The 15,485-nt window shown below is 68.8% G+C and carries 14 protein-coding genes; 1 reads left to right on the top strand and 13 read right to left on the bottom strand.

The features are described 5' to 3' along the window. Positions 1 to 400 precede the first annotated feature (400 nt). From PL79_RS12530 to PL79_RS12470, 13 genes are all read right to left on the bottom strand, one after another. The gene (locus PL79_RS12530; RefSeq protein WP_044847883.1) at positions 401 to 1,708 is read right to left on the bottom strand and encodes a solute carrier family 23 protein; all 1,308 of its coding nucleotides are present in this window, start codon (positions 1,706 to 1,708) and stop codon (positions 401 to 403) included. 233 nt (positions 1,709 to 1,941) lie between these two features. Continuing rightward, positions 1,942 to 3,180 (bottom strand): flagellar hook-associated protein FlgL, encoded by a 1,239-nt coding sequence (flgL, locus tag PL79_RS12525; protein ID WP_044847882.1) that lies wholly within the window; start codon positions 3,178 to 3,180, stop codon positions 1,942 to 1,944. Positions 3,181 to 3,203: 23 nt separating this feature from the next. Then, positions 3,204 to 5,186, bottom strand: coding sequence for a flagellar hook-associated protein FlgK (gene flgK, locus PL79_RS12520; RefSeq protein WP_044847881.1), 1,983 nt, complete (start codon positions 5,184 to 5,186; stop codon positions 3,204 to 3,206). 192 nt (positions 5,187 to 5,378) lie between these two features. Continuing rightward, the gene (locus PL79_RS12515; protein WP_044847880.1) at positions 5,379 to 6,134 is read right to left on the bottom strand and encodes a flagellar brake protein; all 756 of its coding nucleotides are present in this window, start codon (positions 6,132 to 6,134) and stop codon (positions 5,379 to 5,381) included. A 233-nt stretch (positions 6,135 to 6,367) separates the two neighbouring features. After that, complete coding sequence (gene flgJ / locus PL79_RS12510; RefSeq protein ID WP_044847879.1) at positions 6,368 to 7,366, bottom strand: flagellar assembly peptidoglycan hydrolase FlgJ; 999 nt, start codon at positions 7,364 to 7,366, stop codon at positions 6,368 to 6,370. After that, positions 7,367 to 8,545, bottom strand: a complete 1,179-nt coding sequence (locus PL79_RS12505) for a flagellar basal body P-ring protein FlgI (RefSeq protein ID WP_044847897.1) — start codon at positions 8,543 to 8,545, stop codon at positions 7,367 to 7,369. 5 nt (positions 8,546 to 8,550) lie between these two features. Next, a complete protein-coding gene (flgH, locus tag PL79_RS12500) occupies positions 8,551 to 9,240 on the bottom strand; it encodes a flagellar basal body L-ring protein FlgH (protein ID WP_044847878.1) in 690 nt (229 codons plus the stop codon). Positions 9,241 to 9,261: 21 nt separating this feature from the next. Next, positions 9,262 to 10,050 (bottom strand): flagellar basal-body rod protein FlgG, encoded by a 789-nt coding sequence (gene flgG, locus PL79_RS12495; protein WP_014895799.1) that lies wholly within the window; start codon positions 10,048 to 10,050, stop codon positions 9,262 to 9,264. Positions 10,051 to 10,085: 35 nt separating this feature from the next. Continuing rightward, positions 10,086 to 10,844 carry a flagellar basal-body rod protein FlgF gene (gene flgF, locus PL79_RS12490; protein WP_044847877.1) on the bottom strand — a complete coding sequence of 253 codons (759 nt, stop codon included), beginning with the start codon at positions 10,842 to 10,844 and terminating at the stop codon, positions 10,086 to 10,088. Positions 10,845 to 10,864: 20 nt separating this feature from the next. After that, positions 10,865 to 12,106 carry a flagellar hook protein FlgE gene (flgE, locus tag PL79_RS12485; protein WP_044847876.1) on the bottom strand — a complete coding sequence of 414 codons (1,242 nt, stop codon included), beginning with the start codon at positions 12,104 to 12,106 and terminating at the stop codon, positions 10,865 to 10,867. 28 nt (positions 12,107 to 12,134) lie between these two features. Continuing rightward, a complete protein-coding gene (locus PL79_RS12480) occupies positions 12,135 to 12,881 on the bottom strand; it encodes a flagellar hook assembly protein FlgD (protein WP_044847875.1) in 747 nt (248 codons plus the stop codon). Positions 12,882 to 12,948: 67 nt separating this feature from the next. Beyond that, complete coding sequence (gene flgC / locus PL79_RS12475; RefSeq protein ID WP_044847874.1) at positions 12,949 to 13,374, bottom strand: flagellar basal body rod protein FlgC; 426 nt, start codon at positions 13,372 to 13,374, stop codon at positions 12,949 to 12,951. Between the two features lie 37 nt (positions 13,375 to 13,411). Beyond that, positions 13,412 to 13,900: a flagellar basal body rod protein FlgB gene (locus PL79_RS12470; RefSeq protein ID WP_044847873.1), complete on the bottom strand. Its 489-nt coding sequence runs from the start codon at positions 13,898 to 13,900 to the stop codon at positions 13,412 to 13,414. A gap of 684 nt (positions 13,901 to 14,584) precedes the next feature. Here PL79_RS12470 and flgA point away from each other — a divergent pair. Beyond that, complete coding sequence (gene flgA / locus PL79_RS36605) at positions 14,585 to 15,394, top strand: flagellar basal body P-ring formation chaperone FlgA (protein ID WP_235879257.1); 810 nt, start codon at positions 14,585 to 14,587, stop codon at positions 15,392 to 15,394. The last annotated feature ends 91 nt before the right edge of the window (positions 15,395 to 15,485 follow it).

Below are 15,485 nucleotides of genomic sequence, written 5' to 3'. Positions count from 1 at the left end.
CTTGCACCGGCGTCACGCGGCCCCCGCCGAGCCCCTGTCTGCGCGAAAGTCCGCGTGCTGGCCCGTTGCTTGCTGATGCAGCCGTGCAGACGACGAACCCTGCACGGGCGAACGACCCGATGCAGGTGACAAACATTCATCCAGCGGGTCGGGGGAAATCATGTCGAAACTCATATCGGCCGTCACACGGCTGCTGTCCTGCATCACTGCCGCTGTTGCGCACCCGCTGATGCCGACGGCGCGACTTCGCACCGTCGAGATCCGCTGCGCCGACACGGTCCGCAACAGCACACGACGTCACGACACCGCGATCCGGTAAGCGAAATCCGCAGCCCCGGCGCGCGCGCGCTACGACGATCATCCGCGCCGTTCGCGCGGGCATTGCCGCCGGCGCCGCGGCTCACACCACCGGCCCCGGCTCCTTTTCCTTGCGCAGGATCGCGTACAGGATGATCGCGCCGAAAGTCGCGGTGCCGATCCCGCCGAGCCCGAAGCCGCCGATCTTCAGCGAGAAGTCGCCGGCGCCGAGCACCAGCGTGACGGCCGCGACGATCAGGTTGCGGTTGTCGGAGAAGTCGACCTTGTTGACGACCCAGATCCGCGCGCCCGTCACCGCGATCAGCCCGAACACGACGATCGACACGCCGCCGAGCACCGGGCCCGGAATCGTCTGGATCACCGCGCCGAACTTCGGCGAGAAGCCCAGCCCGATCGCGATCAGCGCGGCGACCGCGAACACGAGCGTCGAATAGATCCGCGTGACGGCCATCACGCCGATGTTCTCCGCATAGGTGGTCACGCCGGTGCCGCCGACGCTGCCCGACACGATCGTCGCGAGCCCGTCGCCGATGAACGCACGACCGACGTAGCGATCGAGGTTGGTGCCCGTCATCGCGCTGACGGCCTTGATGTGGCCGAGGTTCTCCGCGACCAGGATCACCGCGACCGGCGCGAGCATCAGCATCGCGTGCGGATCGAACACCGGCGCGCGGAAGCTCGGCACGCCGAACCACGCGGCATGCGCGACGATCGCGAAATCGACCGGCTTGCCGAGGCCCATCCCGTTGGTCGCGATCGCATAGATCACGTAGGCGATCACCAGCCCGACGAGGATCAGCAGGCGCTGCATCATCCCGCGCGCGAACACCGCGACGCCGCCGACGCACAGCACCGTGACGAGCGCCATCACCGAGTCGAAGGTCGATGCCGACACGCCCTTGACCGCGATCGGCGCGAGGTTCAGCCCGATCACCGCGACCACCGCGCCGGTGACGACGGGCGGCATCAGCGTCTCGATCCAGCGCGTGCCGATGGCCTGCACCAGCGCGCCGAGCGCGACGTACACGACGCCGCACGCGACGATCCCGCCGAGCGCGACCGGGATGTTCGGGTTCGGGCCGCTGCCGCCGTAGCCCGTCACCGCGATCACGAGGCCGATGAACGCGAAGCTCGAGCCGAGGTAGCTCGGCACGCGGCCGCCGACCAGCACGAAGAACAGCAGCGTGCCGATACCCGACATGAAGATGCACAGGTTCGGGTCGAAGCCCATCAGCAGCGGTGCGAGCACGGTCGAGCCGAACATCGCGACGACGTGCTGCACGCCCATCGCGACCATCTGCGGCCACGCGAGGCGTTCGTCGGGGCCGACCACGCGCGAGACCGCGCCGGTCGGTTGCACCCGCCAGCGCGGGAAGTAGGAATCGGACATGGGGAAAGGGCTCCTGTCGTACGCCGGCTGCGGGACGGTGCGCCGGTCTGGAATCTGGCGCGAGTTTACGGAGCGGAAATGGGGCTGGCAAGCGCGAACCGCCGGGGCGGCGGGCGTGCCTGCCGGGCGGGCATCGGCGCGGGAATCGGCGCTGCGCGACCGCATCGGCGGCGGCCGGCCGGCGCACCGCCCGATGTGAGCGGGCGCTCACATCGCAGCGGACGCCACGCGGATCACGGATTGATGTACTGGAACAGCGACATGTTCTGCAGCTGCGCGTAGGCCTTCTGCGCGCCGCTCAGCGCGTTCTGCACCTGCAGGTACTGGCTGATGGTCGTGACCATGTTGGCGCTCGTCAGGTCCGACAGGTTGCTGGTCGTCTGCAGCGCCGCGGTCTGGTTGACGGTCTGCATCGCCTTGACCTCCTGCTCGCGGCCGCCGACCGACGCCAGCACGGTCGTGACGTTGCGCATCGAGTTGCCGATCTTCGTCGCGGCCGTGCTCAGCGTGTTCGACAGCGCGGCGGTCGCCGTCGGATTGCCGGCGACGGGCGTCTTCAACGCCGTGATCATCGAATCGAGCGTCGAGAACACGTCGACCCCGCTCGCCTGCGGTGCGGGCGTGACCGAAAAGGTGTCGGTGGGCGACGGCGTGCCCGACACGGCGACCTTCATCCCGTTGCCGAGCGCGATCGCGGCGCCCGACGTATAGGCCTGCGCGGGCCCGGGCGTCGGGGGCGAAATCGAGTTGTCGGTCACCGTGTAGGTCGGCGCGGCCGCGGTGCCGCCGAAGGTGATCGTGAACTGATGGCCGTTGGTCGCGGCCGACGGATCCGTCACCGTGACGTTGCCGATGGTGGCCGTGCCGGTGTTGGCCGCGCCGGCCGCCTGGACGGGCGAGTTGCCCAGCGCCTGCACCGACATGAACACCGAGAGGCCCGAGTCGCCCTGCGGCACGCTGCGCGAATCGTCGATCTGCACGGTGCGCGTGCCCGTATCGCCGACATAGCTGATGCTGCCGGCGGCGTCCTTCGTGAACGGCGCCGTAGAATTCTGGTAGCCGGCGAACAGGTAGTTGCCCGCGCCGTCGGTCGAGTTCGCGAGCGACACCAGCTGGTCGCGGTAGCCCTCGAGCTGCGCCGCGAGCGCTGCGCGGTTATTGTCGGCGAGCGAACCGTCGCCGGCGCGCACGATCGTCGACTGGACGCTGCCGAGTACGTTGCCGACGCTCTGCAGCGCCTGGTCCTCGGCCTGCAGCGACGCGAGCGCCGTGCTCTGGTTCGCCGCGTACTGCGACAGCGTGGCCGACGTCATCGACAGCTGCACGGCCTGCGCCGCGCCCAACGGGTTGTCGGCCGGCGTCGACAGGCTCACGCCGCTCGAGATCTGCTGGTAGAGCTGCGCGAGCTGGGCCTGCTGATCGTTCATCTGGCCGACGTTCAGCTGGTAGAACTGGGTCGTGGAAATCCGCATCGTTTCTATCCTCTCGAATCCGCTCAGCTGAACAGGCCCAGCACGGTCTGAAACAGCGAAGCCGCCGTCTGGATCACCTTCGCGTTCGCCTGGTAGAGCTGCTGGTACTGCATCAGGTTCGCGGCTTCCTCGTTCTGGTTCACGCCCGACACCGACTGCTGCGCGGACGTGATCTGGCCGACCAGCGCCGTCTGGGCGGTACTCGACGACTTGAGCTGGCTCGCCGCGTTGCCGATGTTGTTCACGTAGTTCGCATAGGCACCCGTGAGCGTCGTCGTGCCGCCGCCGAGGGTCTTCGCGTTGACGAGCCGCGACAGCGCGAGCGCGTTGCTGCCGTCGCTCGTGCCGCCCGCGTACGGCCCGATCGTGAACGAATCGCCGTCCGACGGCGTGCCAGACAGCGTGACGGTCACGCCGTTCAGCGCACCGGCGGCCGTGCCCGACATCGTCATCGCCGCGCCGGTCGACGGGTCGTACGGCACGGGGTCGGTCGGATTGCTGATCGTCACCGACGTCGGCGGCGTGCCCGGGATCGTCACCGTGGTACCGACCGGGAAGCCCGACAGCGACTGCGTCGCCGCGTCGTAGGTCAGCTTGGTCGACGGCACCTGATAGCCGGAGCTCACCCCGCTCAGCGCGATCTTGCCGGTGCCGATGTTGGTGCTCGACGCCGACGTGACGACCGGCGACGCGGCCGCGATCGCCGAGCCGCTCGTCGTCGCGAGGCCGAAGCCCGTCAGCGCGCCGCGCGTCGGCAGCACGGTGAACTGGTCGCCGGCATTCATCGCGCCGGACGAGAACGAGAAGTTCAGCCCGCCGAGCGAGACCGGCATCGGCCCCGCCTTCTGGTCGACCACCGACCCGCTCGCGCGGTCGGTCAGCGTGTAGTTCGTGCCGTCATACGACAGCGTGTAGTCGCTCGTCGTCGGCTGCGACGCGTTGGCGAACGAGACGGACAGCGCCGCGTTGCCGGTATTGCCCTGGTTCGAATAGACGGTCGGGTTCGCCACCGTGAACAGGTTGCCGCCCGGATTGCCCGCCAGGTCGACGCCGAGCGCGTTCTGCCCGTTGACCTGCGCGGCGAAGCTGGTCGCGAGCGCGCCGAGCTGCGCCTGCGCGGGATCGAGCGTCTGGCTGCGGAACGCGAGCAGGCCGCCAAGCGTGCCGCCCGACAGCGACGCATCGGGCAGCGCCTGGTTCGGCCCCGGCGGGTTCGCGCCGGCGATGCCCTGCGACACGACGGTCAGCTCGCTCGGATCGGACGACGACGTGACGGTCGCGAGCTGGTAGCTCTTGTCGGCAAGAACGAGCGGCTGGCCGCCCGCGAGGAACACGCTGTAGCCGCTGTCGTTGCGCACCACCTGCACGCCGGCGAGGCTCGACAGGTTCGACACCGCGAGGTCGCGCTGGTCCATCAGCTGGTTCGGCGGCTGCCCCTGGCTGCTCGCTGCCGAGATCTGCTGGTTCAGCTGCGCGATCTGCTTGGTGTACGTGTTGATCTGCGACACGGTGTCGGTGAGCTGCGTATTCACGCTCTGGCGCAGCGCGTCGTACTGCTGGCCGGCCGCGTTGAGCTGGTTCGCGAGGATTTGCGCGTTGCTGACCGCGGTCTGCCGTACCGACGGATCGGACGCGTTGTTCGCGACGTTCTGCAGCCCGGTGAAATAGCCCGTGATCCCGGTCGAGATGCCGGCCGTCGGGCTGCCGACGTAATTGTTCAGCTGCGCGACGAGCGAATACCACGTCGACAGCGAGCCGCCCTGCGACTGCGCGCTGTTCAGCTGGTCGCTCAGGTACTGGCTGTACTGCCGCTGCACGGTGACGGTATTCACGCCCTGCGGCATGTAGCCGCTCGCCGTGTACTGACCGCTCGCCTCGGCATAGACCGGGCGCTCGACCGAATAGCCGGGCGTCGCGGCGTTGCTGATGTTCTGGCCGGTCGTCGTGAGGCCCCAGAGCGCGGCATTGAGGCCGCTGACACCGAGGTTCATGAGTGAGTTGGACATGCGCGATCCTGATGAGCCGGCCGCGCTGCGGCCGCCGGGTTGCGTGACTCCCGGTATAACGGCCGCGGATCGGAAAAATTGAGGGAAAAATGCGTGCGCGACGCGCGAATGCGCGTCGTCCGGCGAGCGGCCCGGCGCACGCTGCCGGCGCCGGTGCGAAAGCGGCCCAGAACCGGGCCGCGAGCGGATGCGTCAGGCCCGCGCGAGCGAGCGGCGCTTCATCTCGAGCTGCGTGATCAGGCGCTGCAGCGTGTTCTCCGCGCTGCCCGGCAGCGACATGAAGCGAAAGCCGAGCTGGTAGCGGCGCGAGCCGTTCGGCATCTGGGTCGAACGCTGCGACACGAGCTGCAGGTCGAGCGACAGCTTGCCGTGGCCGTTCAGCTCGAGCTCGACGCCCGGCAGCAGCGTGCCGACATCGAGCGCCTCGACGCGCTCGTCGGCGGTCCGCAGGCCGACGCCGCCGAGCGACAGGTTATGCACCTCGAACATGAAGCCCTCGCCGTCCGGCAACCGGCCGCGGCACAGGAACGGATCGACGATCGGTGCATCGACGCGGAAATACTCGCGGCGCTGGATGCACATCAGCACGTCGGGGAAATCGGCGACGAACGCGGGCAGCCCCTCGTAGCGCGTCTCGCGCGGCGTATTCGTGGTGAATTCGACGCGCACGCCTTCCGGCGCGGCCGCGAAGGTGCAATGCGACGCGCCGAGGATGCCGGCGTTCTGCTCGGACAGCGCGCCCCAGTCGAACGTGAACGTGCGCGCGCCGACGTCGACCTCGAGCAGGCGCGTGACGAGCTGGCCGCCCGGGTACTGGACGGTCAGGAAGTCGCCCCGGTTCACGAGGTTGCGCAGTTGCACGCCGATCTCCAGCGGATTGCGGCGGGCGTAGTCGGGCCCGGAATGGCCCGCATCCAGGCTCGGATCGGTCGACGTTTCGATATTCATGGCTAGCCGGTTTTCTTTTCAGGGCGCCCGGGCGACCGGTGCGCAGTAAAACCGGGCCAGAACATGGCCCGGTTACAGGTCTCTCACACTTAGCGGCAGTGCTCACCGAAAGTTTAGATCGAAACGCCGGTATTTTTCGCGCAAACGTTGAAAACCGCGCGCGGCGGGATGCCGGGCACGGTTCGTAAGATTGTAAAAACGGCGGCAGGCGGGGCCGTTGCGGCCCTGCCCCGTCAGCCGATCTGCTGCATGATCGAGATCAGCTTCTTCGCGTAATTCGGGTCGGTCGCGTAACCGGCCTTCTGCATTCCGTGCGCGAAACCCTCGACGCTGCGGCTCGCGCTGAGCACGCCCGCATAGCGCGGGTTGTTCTTCAGCAGGTTCGCGTAGTCGGTCATCGCGTGCTCGTACGAGTCGTACGCGCGGAATTTCGCGACGACGCGGCGCGGCGTGCCGTTCACGTATTCGGTCGTCAGCGCCGACACCGTGCGGCCCGTCCAGCCCTTGTTCGCCTTGATGCCGAACACGTTGTAGCTCGTCGAGCCGTCGCTCGCGCGGATCTCGCGCTTGCCCCAGCCCGATTCGAGCGCGGCCTGGCCGACGATGAAGCGCGCCGGGATGCCGGTGGTCGCGCTCGCCGCCTGCGCCGGGCCGGCGAGCCGGTCGACGAACGCGTCGGCGTCCTGCACGCCGCTCGCGCCCTTCAGCGGCGGCGTCAGTGCGCTGCCGGCCGTGTAGCCGCGCGAGCCGGCGAGCCCGCCGTTGTTCGCCGCGTTCGCGTAGGCCCGCGCCATCGCGTTCATCGCGGCGAGGCTGCCTTCGTTGCCCGACGTGCCCGAGCCGGCCGCACCCAGGCCCGCCGCAGCGAGCCCGGCCGCGCCCGCGTCGGCCGCCGTGTCGCTGCCCGTGCCCTGCCCCGCGTTGCGCAGCAGCTGCTTCATCAGCGCGTCGGCCACGCCGATCCCGCGCTTCGACATCTGCTGCGCGAGCTGCTGGTCGAGCATCGACGTGTACATCTTCGACGTGTGCGAATCGAGCAGCCCGCCGTCGGGCGACGCGTCGCGCATGCTCTTGAGCATCATCTGCGTGAACATCGCGTCGAACTGGCCCGCGACCGCCTTCGCACCGGCCTGCGGCGACTGCTTCGCCTGCGCGCGCAGCGCGTCGAAGCCCTGCACGTCGAGGGCGAAGCGCTGCGTCAGGTCGTTCGCGTTCGGAAGATTCGCCGCCATTCAGATCACCTCCAGGTCTGCGCGCAGCGCGCCGGCCGCCTTCATCGCCTGCAGGATCGACATCAGGTCCGCCGGCGTCGCGCCGAGCGTGTTCAGCGCCTTCACGACGTCGGCCAGGTTCGCGCCGGCCGTCACCATCTTGAGCGCGCCGTTGTCCTGCTTCAGCTGGATCTGCGACTGCTGCGCGACCACCGTCTGCCCGTTCGAGAACGGCCCCGGCTGCGACACCACCGGCTGCGTGTTGACGACCACCGACAGGTTGCCGTGCGCGACCGCGCAGCTCTGCAGCGTGACCATCTGGTTCATCACGATCGAGCCGGTGCGCGCGTTCAGGATCACCTTCGCGGCGGCCTTGTCCGGGCTCACGTCGAGGTTCTGCAGGCGCGCCATGAACGCGACCTGCTGCGCGGAATCCGCCGGCGCGGCGAGCTGGATCGTGCGGCCGTCGAGCGCCGTCGCGGTGCCCGGGCCGAAGCTCGAATTGACCGCGGACACGATCCGCTGCGCGGTGCCGTAGTCCATGTCGTTCAGCTGCAGCTGCAGCACGCCGTTCATCTGCGCGATCGCGTTCGGCACCGCCCGCTCGACGATCGCGCCGCCGACGATCCGGCCGGCCGCGAGCTGGTTCACCTGCACGCGGCTGCCGTTCGCGCTGGCGCCCGCGCCGCCGACCGCCATGTTGCCCTGCGCGAGCGCGTACACCTGCCCGTCCGCGCCCTTCAGCGGCGTGAGCAGCAGCGTGCCGCCGCGCAGGCTCTTCGCGTTGCCGAGCGACGACACGGTCACGTCGAGCGCCTCGCCCGGCCGCGCGAACGGCGGCAGCGTCGCGGTCACCATCACGGCCGCGACGTTCTTCAGCTGCATGTTGTTCAGCGACGACGGCCCGCCGTTGGCCGAGCCGTTGTTGATCGAGATGCCGAGGTTCGCGAGCATGTTCGCGAGCGTCTGCGTCGTGAACGGCGTCTGCATCGTCTGGTCGCCCGTGCCGTCGAGGCCGACGACGAGGCCATAGCCGATCAGCGGGTTGTCGCGCACGCCCTGGATCTGCGCGAGGTCCTTCAGGCGCTCCGCGTGCGCGGGTGCCGCGCCGAGCGCGCACGCCGCCAGCACGAACGCGGCGGCGATCCGCGCGACGGCACGCGCACGGGACGACAGGCGGTGGAGAAGAGGCTGCTGCATCGTCATCACCACGGTGCGATGTTGAGGAAGAAGCGCTGCAGCCAGCCCATCGTCTCGGCTTCGTTGATGTAGCCCTTCGACGAGTATTCGATCTTCGCGTCGGCGACCTGCGTCGAATAGACGGAGTTCGCGCCCGAGATCGTGTTCGGGTTGACGACCCCCGAGAAGCGCACGAATTCGTTGCCCTGGTTGATCAGCATCTGCTTCTCGCCGCTGACCACGAGGTTGCCGTTCGGCAGCACGTTGGTGACGGTCACCGTGATCGTGCCGTTGAACGTGTTCGCCGCGCTCGCGCCGCCGGTGGCCGCGAACTTGTTGGTGCCGGCCGCCGACAGGTTCGCCTTCGCGAACAGCCCGCCGAGGAAGCCGGCCGTCGGCACGTTGAAGTCGGTGTTGCCCTGGCGGTTCGTGTTCGCGCCCGACGACTTGGTCGCGTTGATGTTCTCCGCGATCATGATCGTCAGGATGTCGCCGACGTTGCGCGGCCGCTGATCCTCGAACAGCGGCCGCCCCGCATAACCGGGGTTGTAGATCGAGCCGGGCGCCTGCATCGACATCGGCATCGGCGGCTGCGCCGTCATCGGCTGCTGGATGATCGGGTCGCGCGGAATCTGCGCGCAACCGGCGAGCGCAGCCACCGCGACCGCGCACGCGGCGCGGACGGGGGCTGACGGGAGGAGGCGAACCTGCTTCATGGCGACGACGGGACGTTCCGGTTAGCTCTTCATCTGCGTGACGGTCTGCAGCATCTGGTCGGACGTCGTCACGGCCTTGCTGTTGATCTCGTAGGCACGCTGCGTCTGGATCATGTTGACGAGCTCCTGCACGACGTTCACGTTCGACGCCTCGACATAGCCCTGGTTGAGCACGCCCGCGCCGTTCAGGCCCGGCTGCGACACGTTCGGCGCGCCCGACGACGTGGTCTCGGCGAACAGGTTCTCGCCCTTCGCCTCGAGGCCGGCCGGGTTGATGAAGGTCGCGATCTGCAGCGAGCCGATCTGCACCGCGTTGCTCGAGCCCGGCTGCGTGACCGACACGACGCCGTCCTTGCCGATCGTCAGCGACTGCGCGTTCTGCGGCACCGTGATCGCCGGCAGGATCTGGTAGCCGCTCGACGTGACGAGCTGGCCCTGTGCGTTGGTCTGGAACGATCCGTCGCGCGTGTACGCGTTCGTGCCGTCCGGCATCAGCACCTGGAAGAAGCCCGCGCCGTTGATCGCGACGTCCTTCGAGTTGCCGGTCTGCGTGAGGCCACCCTGCGTGTACAGACGCTCGGTCGCGACCTGCTGCACGCCGGTGCCGAGCTGCAGGCCCGACGGCAGCTCGGTCTGCTGCGTCGAGTTCGCGCCCGGCTGGCGGATGGTCTGGTACAGCAGATCCTCGAACACCGCGCGCGACGCCTTGAAGCCGTTCGTGCTGGTGTTCGCGAGGTTGTTCGAGATCACGTCCATCTGCGCCTGCTGCGCATTCATGCCGGTGGCGGCAATGTAGAGCGAACGGTTCATGTTGAATCTTCTCCTGGGTGCGAGGGCCGGGCCGCTCAGCTGAAGTTGAGCAACTGGTTCGCCGACTGCTCGTTCTGGTCGGCCGTCTGGATCAGCTTCGACTGCAGCTGGAACGCCCGTGCGTTGTCGATCATCGCGACCATCGCGGTCACCGGGTTCACGTTGCTGCCTTCGAGCGAATTCGGTGTGACGACCACGGTCGGGTCGGCGTCGGCCGGATTGCCGTCGGCGGTGCGGAACAGCCCGTCGTTGCCGCGCGCGAGCGTGGCCGGGTCGGGGTTCACGAGCTTCATCTGGTCGACGATCGCGACCGCCGTCGGCGGGTCGCCCGGCATCAGCGCGGACACCGTGCCGTCCTTGCCGATCGTCACTTCCGCGTTCGGCGGCACCGAGATCGGGCCGCCGTTGCCGAGCACCGGCAGGTTGCTCGCGTTGACGAGCTGGCCGTTTTCATCGACGTGCAGGTTGCCGGCGCGCGTGTAGGCCTCGCTGCCGTCGGCGGTCTGCACCGACAGCCAGCCGGCGCCCTGCACGGCGACGTCGAGCGGGTTGCCGGTGCGCGTGATCGGACCCGGCGCGTAATCCGCGCCGGGCGTCGACGCGAGCACGTAGGTGCGCGTCGTCGTCGGGTCGATGTTGCTGCCGTCGCCGAAATTCATCGGCACCGCGCGGTAGGTCGCGAGCTGCGCGCGAAAACCCGTCGTCGACGCGTTCGCGAGGTTGTTCGCGACGATCGCCTGCTGGTCGAGCGACTGCGACGCGCCCGTCATCGCCGTGTAGATCAGTCGGTCCATGGCTGCCGGTTATCCGCGCGTTACAGGTTGATGAGCGTCTGGTCGACGGTCTGCTGCGTCTTGATCGTCTGCGCGTTCGCCTGGTAGTTGCGCTGCGCGGTGATCAGGTTGACGAGCTGCGACGTCAGGTCGACGTTCGAGTTCTCCAACGCGCTGCCCTGCAGCGTGCCGTGGTTCGTGCTGCCCGGCGCGGAGATCTGCGGCACGCCCGACGCGGCCGTCTCGGCGTACTGGTTGCCGCCGAGGCTGGTCAGCCCGTTCGGGTTGTTGAAGTTCGCGATCGCGATCTGGCCGAGCACCGCCGTCTGGCCGTTCGAGTAGTTGCCGGTCAGCTTGCCGTCCGAGCCGATCGAGAAGGTCGTCAGCGTGCCGCTCGCGTAGCCGTCCTGCGCGAGGTTGTTCACGCCGTCCTTGCCGCCGTACTGCGTGGTGCCGGTCAGGTCGAGCGTGAGGTTCTGCGGCGTCGCCGAGCCGTCGGTGGTCGGCACGGTGAACTGGAACTGGCCGAGCGACGCGGTCGGCGTCGCGGAACCCGGCAGCGTCGTGCTCTGGATCGCGCCCGACGTGTCGAACGTGACCGTGCCGAGGTCGGTCGCGGTGCCGCCCTGCACGCCCGCGTAGGCTTCCCACGAGCCGGCCGCCGACTTCACGAAATACATGTTGACCGCCTGCGAGCCGCCGAGCGAGTCGTACACCTGGATCGACGTCGAATAGTTGTACGTCGTGGTGTCGGTCGGGTCGAACGGCGTCTTGGCCGGCACCGTGTCCTGCGAGTTCAGGTTGAACTGGCCGGTGATCTTGGTCGTCGGGGTCGGCGCGATGTTGGTCGTCGGCGCCTGCAGCGCCACGGTCTGCGCGGTGTTCAGCACGCCGTTCTTGCCGGCCGCGTAGCCCATCAGGTTCGCGCCCGCCGAGTTGACGATGAAGCCGTTCTTGTCGCGCTGGAACGTGCCGTCGCGCGAGTACGTCGTCACGCCGTTGTTCGACATCTGGAAGAAGCCGTTGCCGTTGATCGCGACGTCGAGCGACGAGTTCGTCGTGTTGATCGTGCCCTGGCCGAACTGCTGCTGCACCGACGCGAGCGTCGTGCCGATCCCGATCTGCGTGTTGACCGACGTCGCGAGCGAGTTCGCGTACATGTCGGAGAACTGCGCGGTGCTCGACTTGAAGCCGACCGTGTTCGCGTTCGCGATGTTGTTGCCGATCACGTCGAGCGCGTTCGATGCGCCGGCGAGGCCGCTCAGACCCTGTTGATAACCCATTTCGGTCTCCGTTTTCGAGAAAGCTGGATCAGTTGCTGGTGGTCGTGCCGCCGGACGACGACGACGCGGTGTTCGGGAAAATCGACGCGACCTGGGTCAAGCCCACCGTCGTGCCGTTCGACAGCACGAGCCCCGCCGTGCCGTCGGCCTGCTTGATCACGCTCTGTACCTGTGCGGCCGCGAGCACGGTCGGCGCGTACGTCTTGCCGTCGCTGCCCGTGTACTGCGCGCTCACGGTGTACTTGCCGTCCGGCAGCGCGTTGCCGGCCGTATCCGTCGGCGTCCAGTTGAACGGCACCGTGCCGGCCGACTGCTGGCCCGCGTTGATCGTGTTCACGACGACGCCCGCGCTGTTCTTCACGGTGATCGTCAGGTTCGACACGTCGCTCGTGAGCGACACGCCGAACGGCGATGCCGCGCCGCTCTTCACCGCGACGCTGTTGCCCGGCGCGAGCACGTTCGTGCCGATCAGCAGCGCGGCCTGCGTCTGCTGGCCGGCCGCGAGTTGCGTCGACAGCGACGTGAGCGACGTATTCAGCTGCGCGATGCCGCTCACCGTGTTGATCTGCGCGAGCTGCGACGTCATCTGCGAGCTGTCGACCGGGCTCGTCGGATCCTGGTTCTGCAACTGCGTGACGAGCAGCTTCAGGAACGTCGCCTGCAGGTCGCTCGCCGAGGTGCCGGTCGTCGACACGTTGTTGGTGTTCATCGTGTCGGTCGGCAGGGTCGACACGTTGGTGCCGCTGCTGCCGATCGTCGTGCTGGAGGAAGTCATCCTGGGTAGCCTTGTGTCGAAACGGTCGGGTCTGGGCCCGGGTGTGGAAGGTCGCTCGGCGCGCGGCTTACGTGCCGATCGTCAGCGTCTTGAGCATCAGCGTCTTCGCGGTGTTCAGCGTCTCGACGTTGGCCTGGTACGAGCGCGACGCCGAGATCATGTTCACCATCTCCTGCACCGGATCGACGTTCGGCATCTGCACGTAGCCGTTCGCGTCGGCGGCCGGGTTCGCCGGGTCGTAGGTCGACTTCATCGGCGACGGATCGTCGACGACCTTCGTCACGCGCACGCCGCCCACGCCCTGGCCGGACGCGGTGCGCGCGCCGCCCATCGGGTCGGTCGCGAATACGACCTGCTTGGCCTTGTACGGCTTGCCGTCGGGGCCGGTCGCGCTGTCGGCGTTTGCGAGGTTCGACGCGGTGACGTTCAGGCGCTGCGATTGCGCGGACAGCGCCGAACCGGCGACGCCGAAGATGTTCATCAACGAGGGCATGGAGGCTCCTGGTGCTTGTGCTCGGGTTCGGTTGCGCTTACGAGTTCGTCGAGATCGCGGCGATCATCGCCTTGATCTGCTGGGTCATCACGGTCATCCCGGTTTCGTAGTGCAGCGCGTTGTTCGCGAACTGCACGCGCTCGACGTCGAGATCGACCGTGTTGCCGTCGAGCGACGGCTGCAGCGGCATCCGGTACTGCGCGCGGCCGTAGTCATCGGCCGGGCCGCCGGTCGGCATCAGCTTCGCGGTGCCGGCCATGTGGCCGGGTGCCGTCGACGCCATCGTCATCCCGCTCGCCACGCCGGCCGGCTGCGCCATCGGCAGCTGCGCGGCGTTGCTCGGCGCGAGGCCGCCGCCGGCCTGCTTCAGCGAGCGCGCGAGGGTCGACGCGAAATCGGCGTCGCGAGCCTGGTAGCCGGGCGTGTCGGCGTTCGCGATGTTCGACGACAGCAGTTCCTGCCGATAGGCGCGCACGTCGAGCGCCTGTCGGCCGAACGCGAATTCGGCATCGAGTTTGTCCAGCATGTGTGCGTCTCTCCGTATGAAGCGCTGCACGCCCGTTGCGCCGGATGGCGACCCAAGGGGCTTTTTTCCATGACAGCGATGGTAGGCGGCGGGCGCAACCGGCAATCGGACGAATAACGCGGCAAAGGCCCCCTCTATTCATCGTTTGCGCGACGGCCCGGCTCCCTAGAATGCGAATCGGATCAACGGCTTCGAGGACACGGCGATGACAGGCAGCGCACTTCGCGGCAACCACGGACGCGGCACGCGCAGGTCGCGTGCGTTCGCGCTCGCCGCGGCGCTGTGGCTCGCGGTGCCGGCCGCGCACGCGGACGACGGGATGATCGTGATTCCCGGCCGCGGCGAAACGGCCGAGACCGCGCTCGCGCAGGCGAACGCGGCCAGTGGCGGTCAGTTCGGCGGGAATGCGGGGACGGCTTCGGGTACGGGTACAGGTGTGGCCACGACGGTCGGTGCAGTCGGTGCAGTCGGTGCGGGTGGCGCAGGTGGCGCGGGTGGCGCAGGTGGCGCGGGTGGTGCTGCCGGCGTGACCGGCGCGGCCGCGGCCGGCTACGCGGCGCAGCCGGCTGGCTCGATGGTCGTGATGAACGTCCCGCCGCCGGCTGCGTGCGCGCGACGCGGCGCGCTACGCCGCCCGCGCACGAACGCCACGACGCCGCGAACACGCGAACGCCGCGACGCAGTTTGGTCCCAGCGCGCCCGACCGGCGCGTCGCGACCCGTCGTCGCCGGGCAGCGACGCCATCGAATTCCACGCGACGCCATCGCCGCGCGCCTGCGCGCCCGCTCCGCTCAGCCGCGCCCCCCCGCGCGCACCTCGGCGCGCTCCCACGCGGCTCGAGCCGCCGCCGCGCCAGCGGCGACACCGCCCGGCCAGCAGGACCCCGACACGATCCGGCGCACGGCGCTCGCATTCCTGCAGCAGCAGGTCGCGGGCCTGCCGGGCAAGACGACCGCGACCGTCGCGGCCGCGTTTCCGCGCGGGCTCGCCGCGTGCACGACGCTCGAGCCGTTCCTGCCGACCGGCGCGCGCCTGTGGGGCCGCACGACGGTCGGCGTGCGCTGCGCGGGCGAGCGGCCGTGGACCGTCTACCTGCAGGCGAAGGTCGCCGTGCAGGCCACCTATTACGTCGCCGCGCGCCAGATCGCGCCCGGCGAGCCGCTCACCGCGGCCGACCTCGTCGCGCGCGAAGGCGACCTGACGGTGCTGCCGCTCGCGGTGATCACCGATCCCGCGCAGGCGGTCGGCGCGACCGCGCTGGCGCGGATCTCGGCCGGGCTGCCACTGCGCCAGGACATGCTGAAGAGCGCCGCGTCGGTGTCGGCCGGCCAGACGGTACGGGTCGTCGCGGCCGGGCCCGGCTTCACGATCTCGGCCGAGGGCAGCGCGCTCGCGAATGCGGCGCCGGGACAGTCGGTGCGGGTCCGGATGGCCGCGGGGCAAATCGTCACGGCGATCGTCAAGGATGCCGGGACCGTGGAAATTCCGCTGTAGGGCCGGATCGCACCGCAAGATTGTAAAGAATTGTTTATTCGGAGAATTTCGGGCTCACGATGCTAAAGTTCGGGCCGACCCGGCCGTTATC

The sequence above is a fragment of the Burkholderia sp. USMB20 genome (genome assembly GCF_000949135.2).
In the GTDB taxonomy this organism is placed as follows: Bacteria; Pseudomonadota; Gammaproteobacteria; order Burkholderiales; family Burkholderiaceae; genus Burkholderia.
This window is presented reverse-complemented; position numbering and strand designations above follow the sequence as displayed.

Bases quoted from the DNA above. Each gene is read 5' to 3' on its own strand.
- PL79_RS12530 (WP_044847883.1), bottom strand. From the start codon at position 1,708: ATGTCCGATTCCTACTTCCCGCGCTGGCGGGTGCAACCGACCGGCGCG.
- flgL (WP_044847882.1), bottom strand. From the start codon at position 3,180: ATGCGGATTTCCACGACCCAGTTCTACCAGCTGAACGTCGGCCAGATG.
- flgK (WP_044847881.1), bottom strand. From the start codon at position 5,186: ATGTCCAACTCACTCATGAACCTCGGTGTCAGCGGCCTCAATGCCGCG.
- PL79_RS12515 (WP_044847880.1), bottom strand. From the start codon at position 6,134: ATGAATATCGAAACGTCGACCGATCCGAGCCTGGATGCGGGCCATTCC.
- flgJ (WP_044847879.1), bottom strand. From the start codon at position 7,366: ATGGCGGCGAATCTTCCGAACGCGAACGACCTGACGCAGCGCTTCGCC.
- PL79_RS12505 (WP_044847897.1), bottom strand. From the start codon at position 8,545: ATGCAGCAGCCTCTTCTCCACCGCCTGTCGTCCCGTGCGCGTGCCGTC.
- flgH (WP_044847878.1), bottom strand. From the start codon at position 9,240: ATGAAGCAGGTTCGCCTCCTCCCGTCAGCCCCCGTCCGCGCCGCGTGC.
- flgG (WP_014895799.1), bottom strand. From the start codon at position 10,050: ATGAACCGTTCGCTCTACATTGCCGCCACCGGCATGAATGCGCAGCAG.
- flgF (WP_044847877.1), bottom strand. From the start codon at position 10,844: ATGGACCGACTGATCTACACGGCGATGACGGGCGCGTCGCAGTCGCTC.
- flgE (WP_044847876.1), bottom strand. From the start codon at position 12,106: ATGGGTTATCAACAGGGTCTGAGCGGCCTCGCCGGCGCATCGAACGCG.
- PL79_RS12480 (WP_044847875.1), bottom strand. From the start codon at position 12,881: ATGACTTCCTCCAGCACGACGATCGGCAGCAGCGGCACCAACGTGTCG.
- flgC (WP_044847874.1), bottom strand. From the start codon at position 13,374: ATGCCCTCGTTGATGAACATCTTCGGCGTCGCCGGTTCGGCGCTGTCC.
- PL79_RS12470 (WP_044847873.1), bottom strand. From the start codon at position 13,900: ATGCTGGACAAACTCGATGCCGAATTCGCGTTCGGCCGACAGGCGCTC.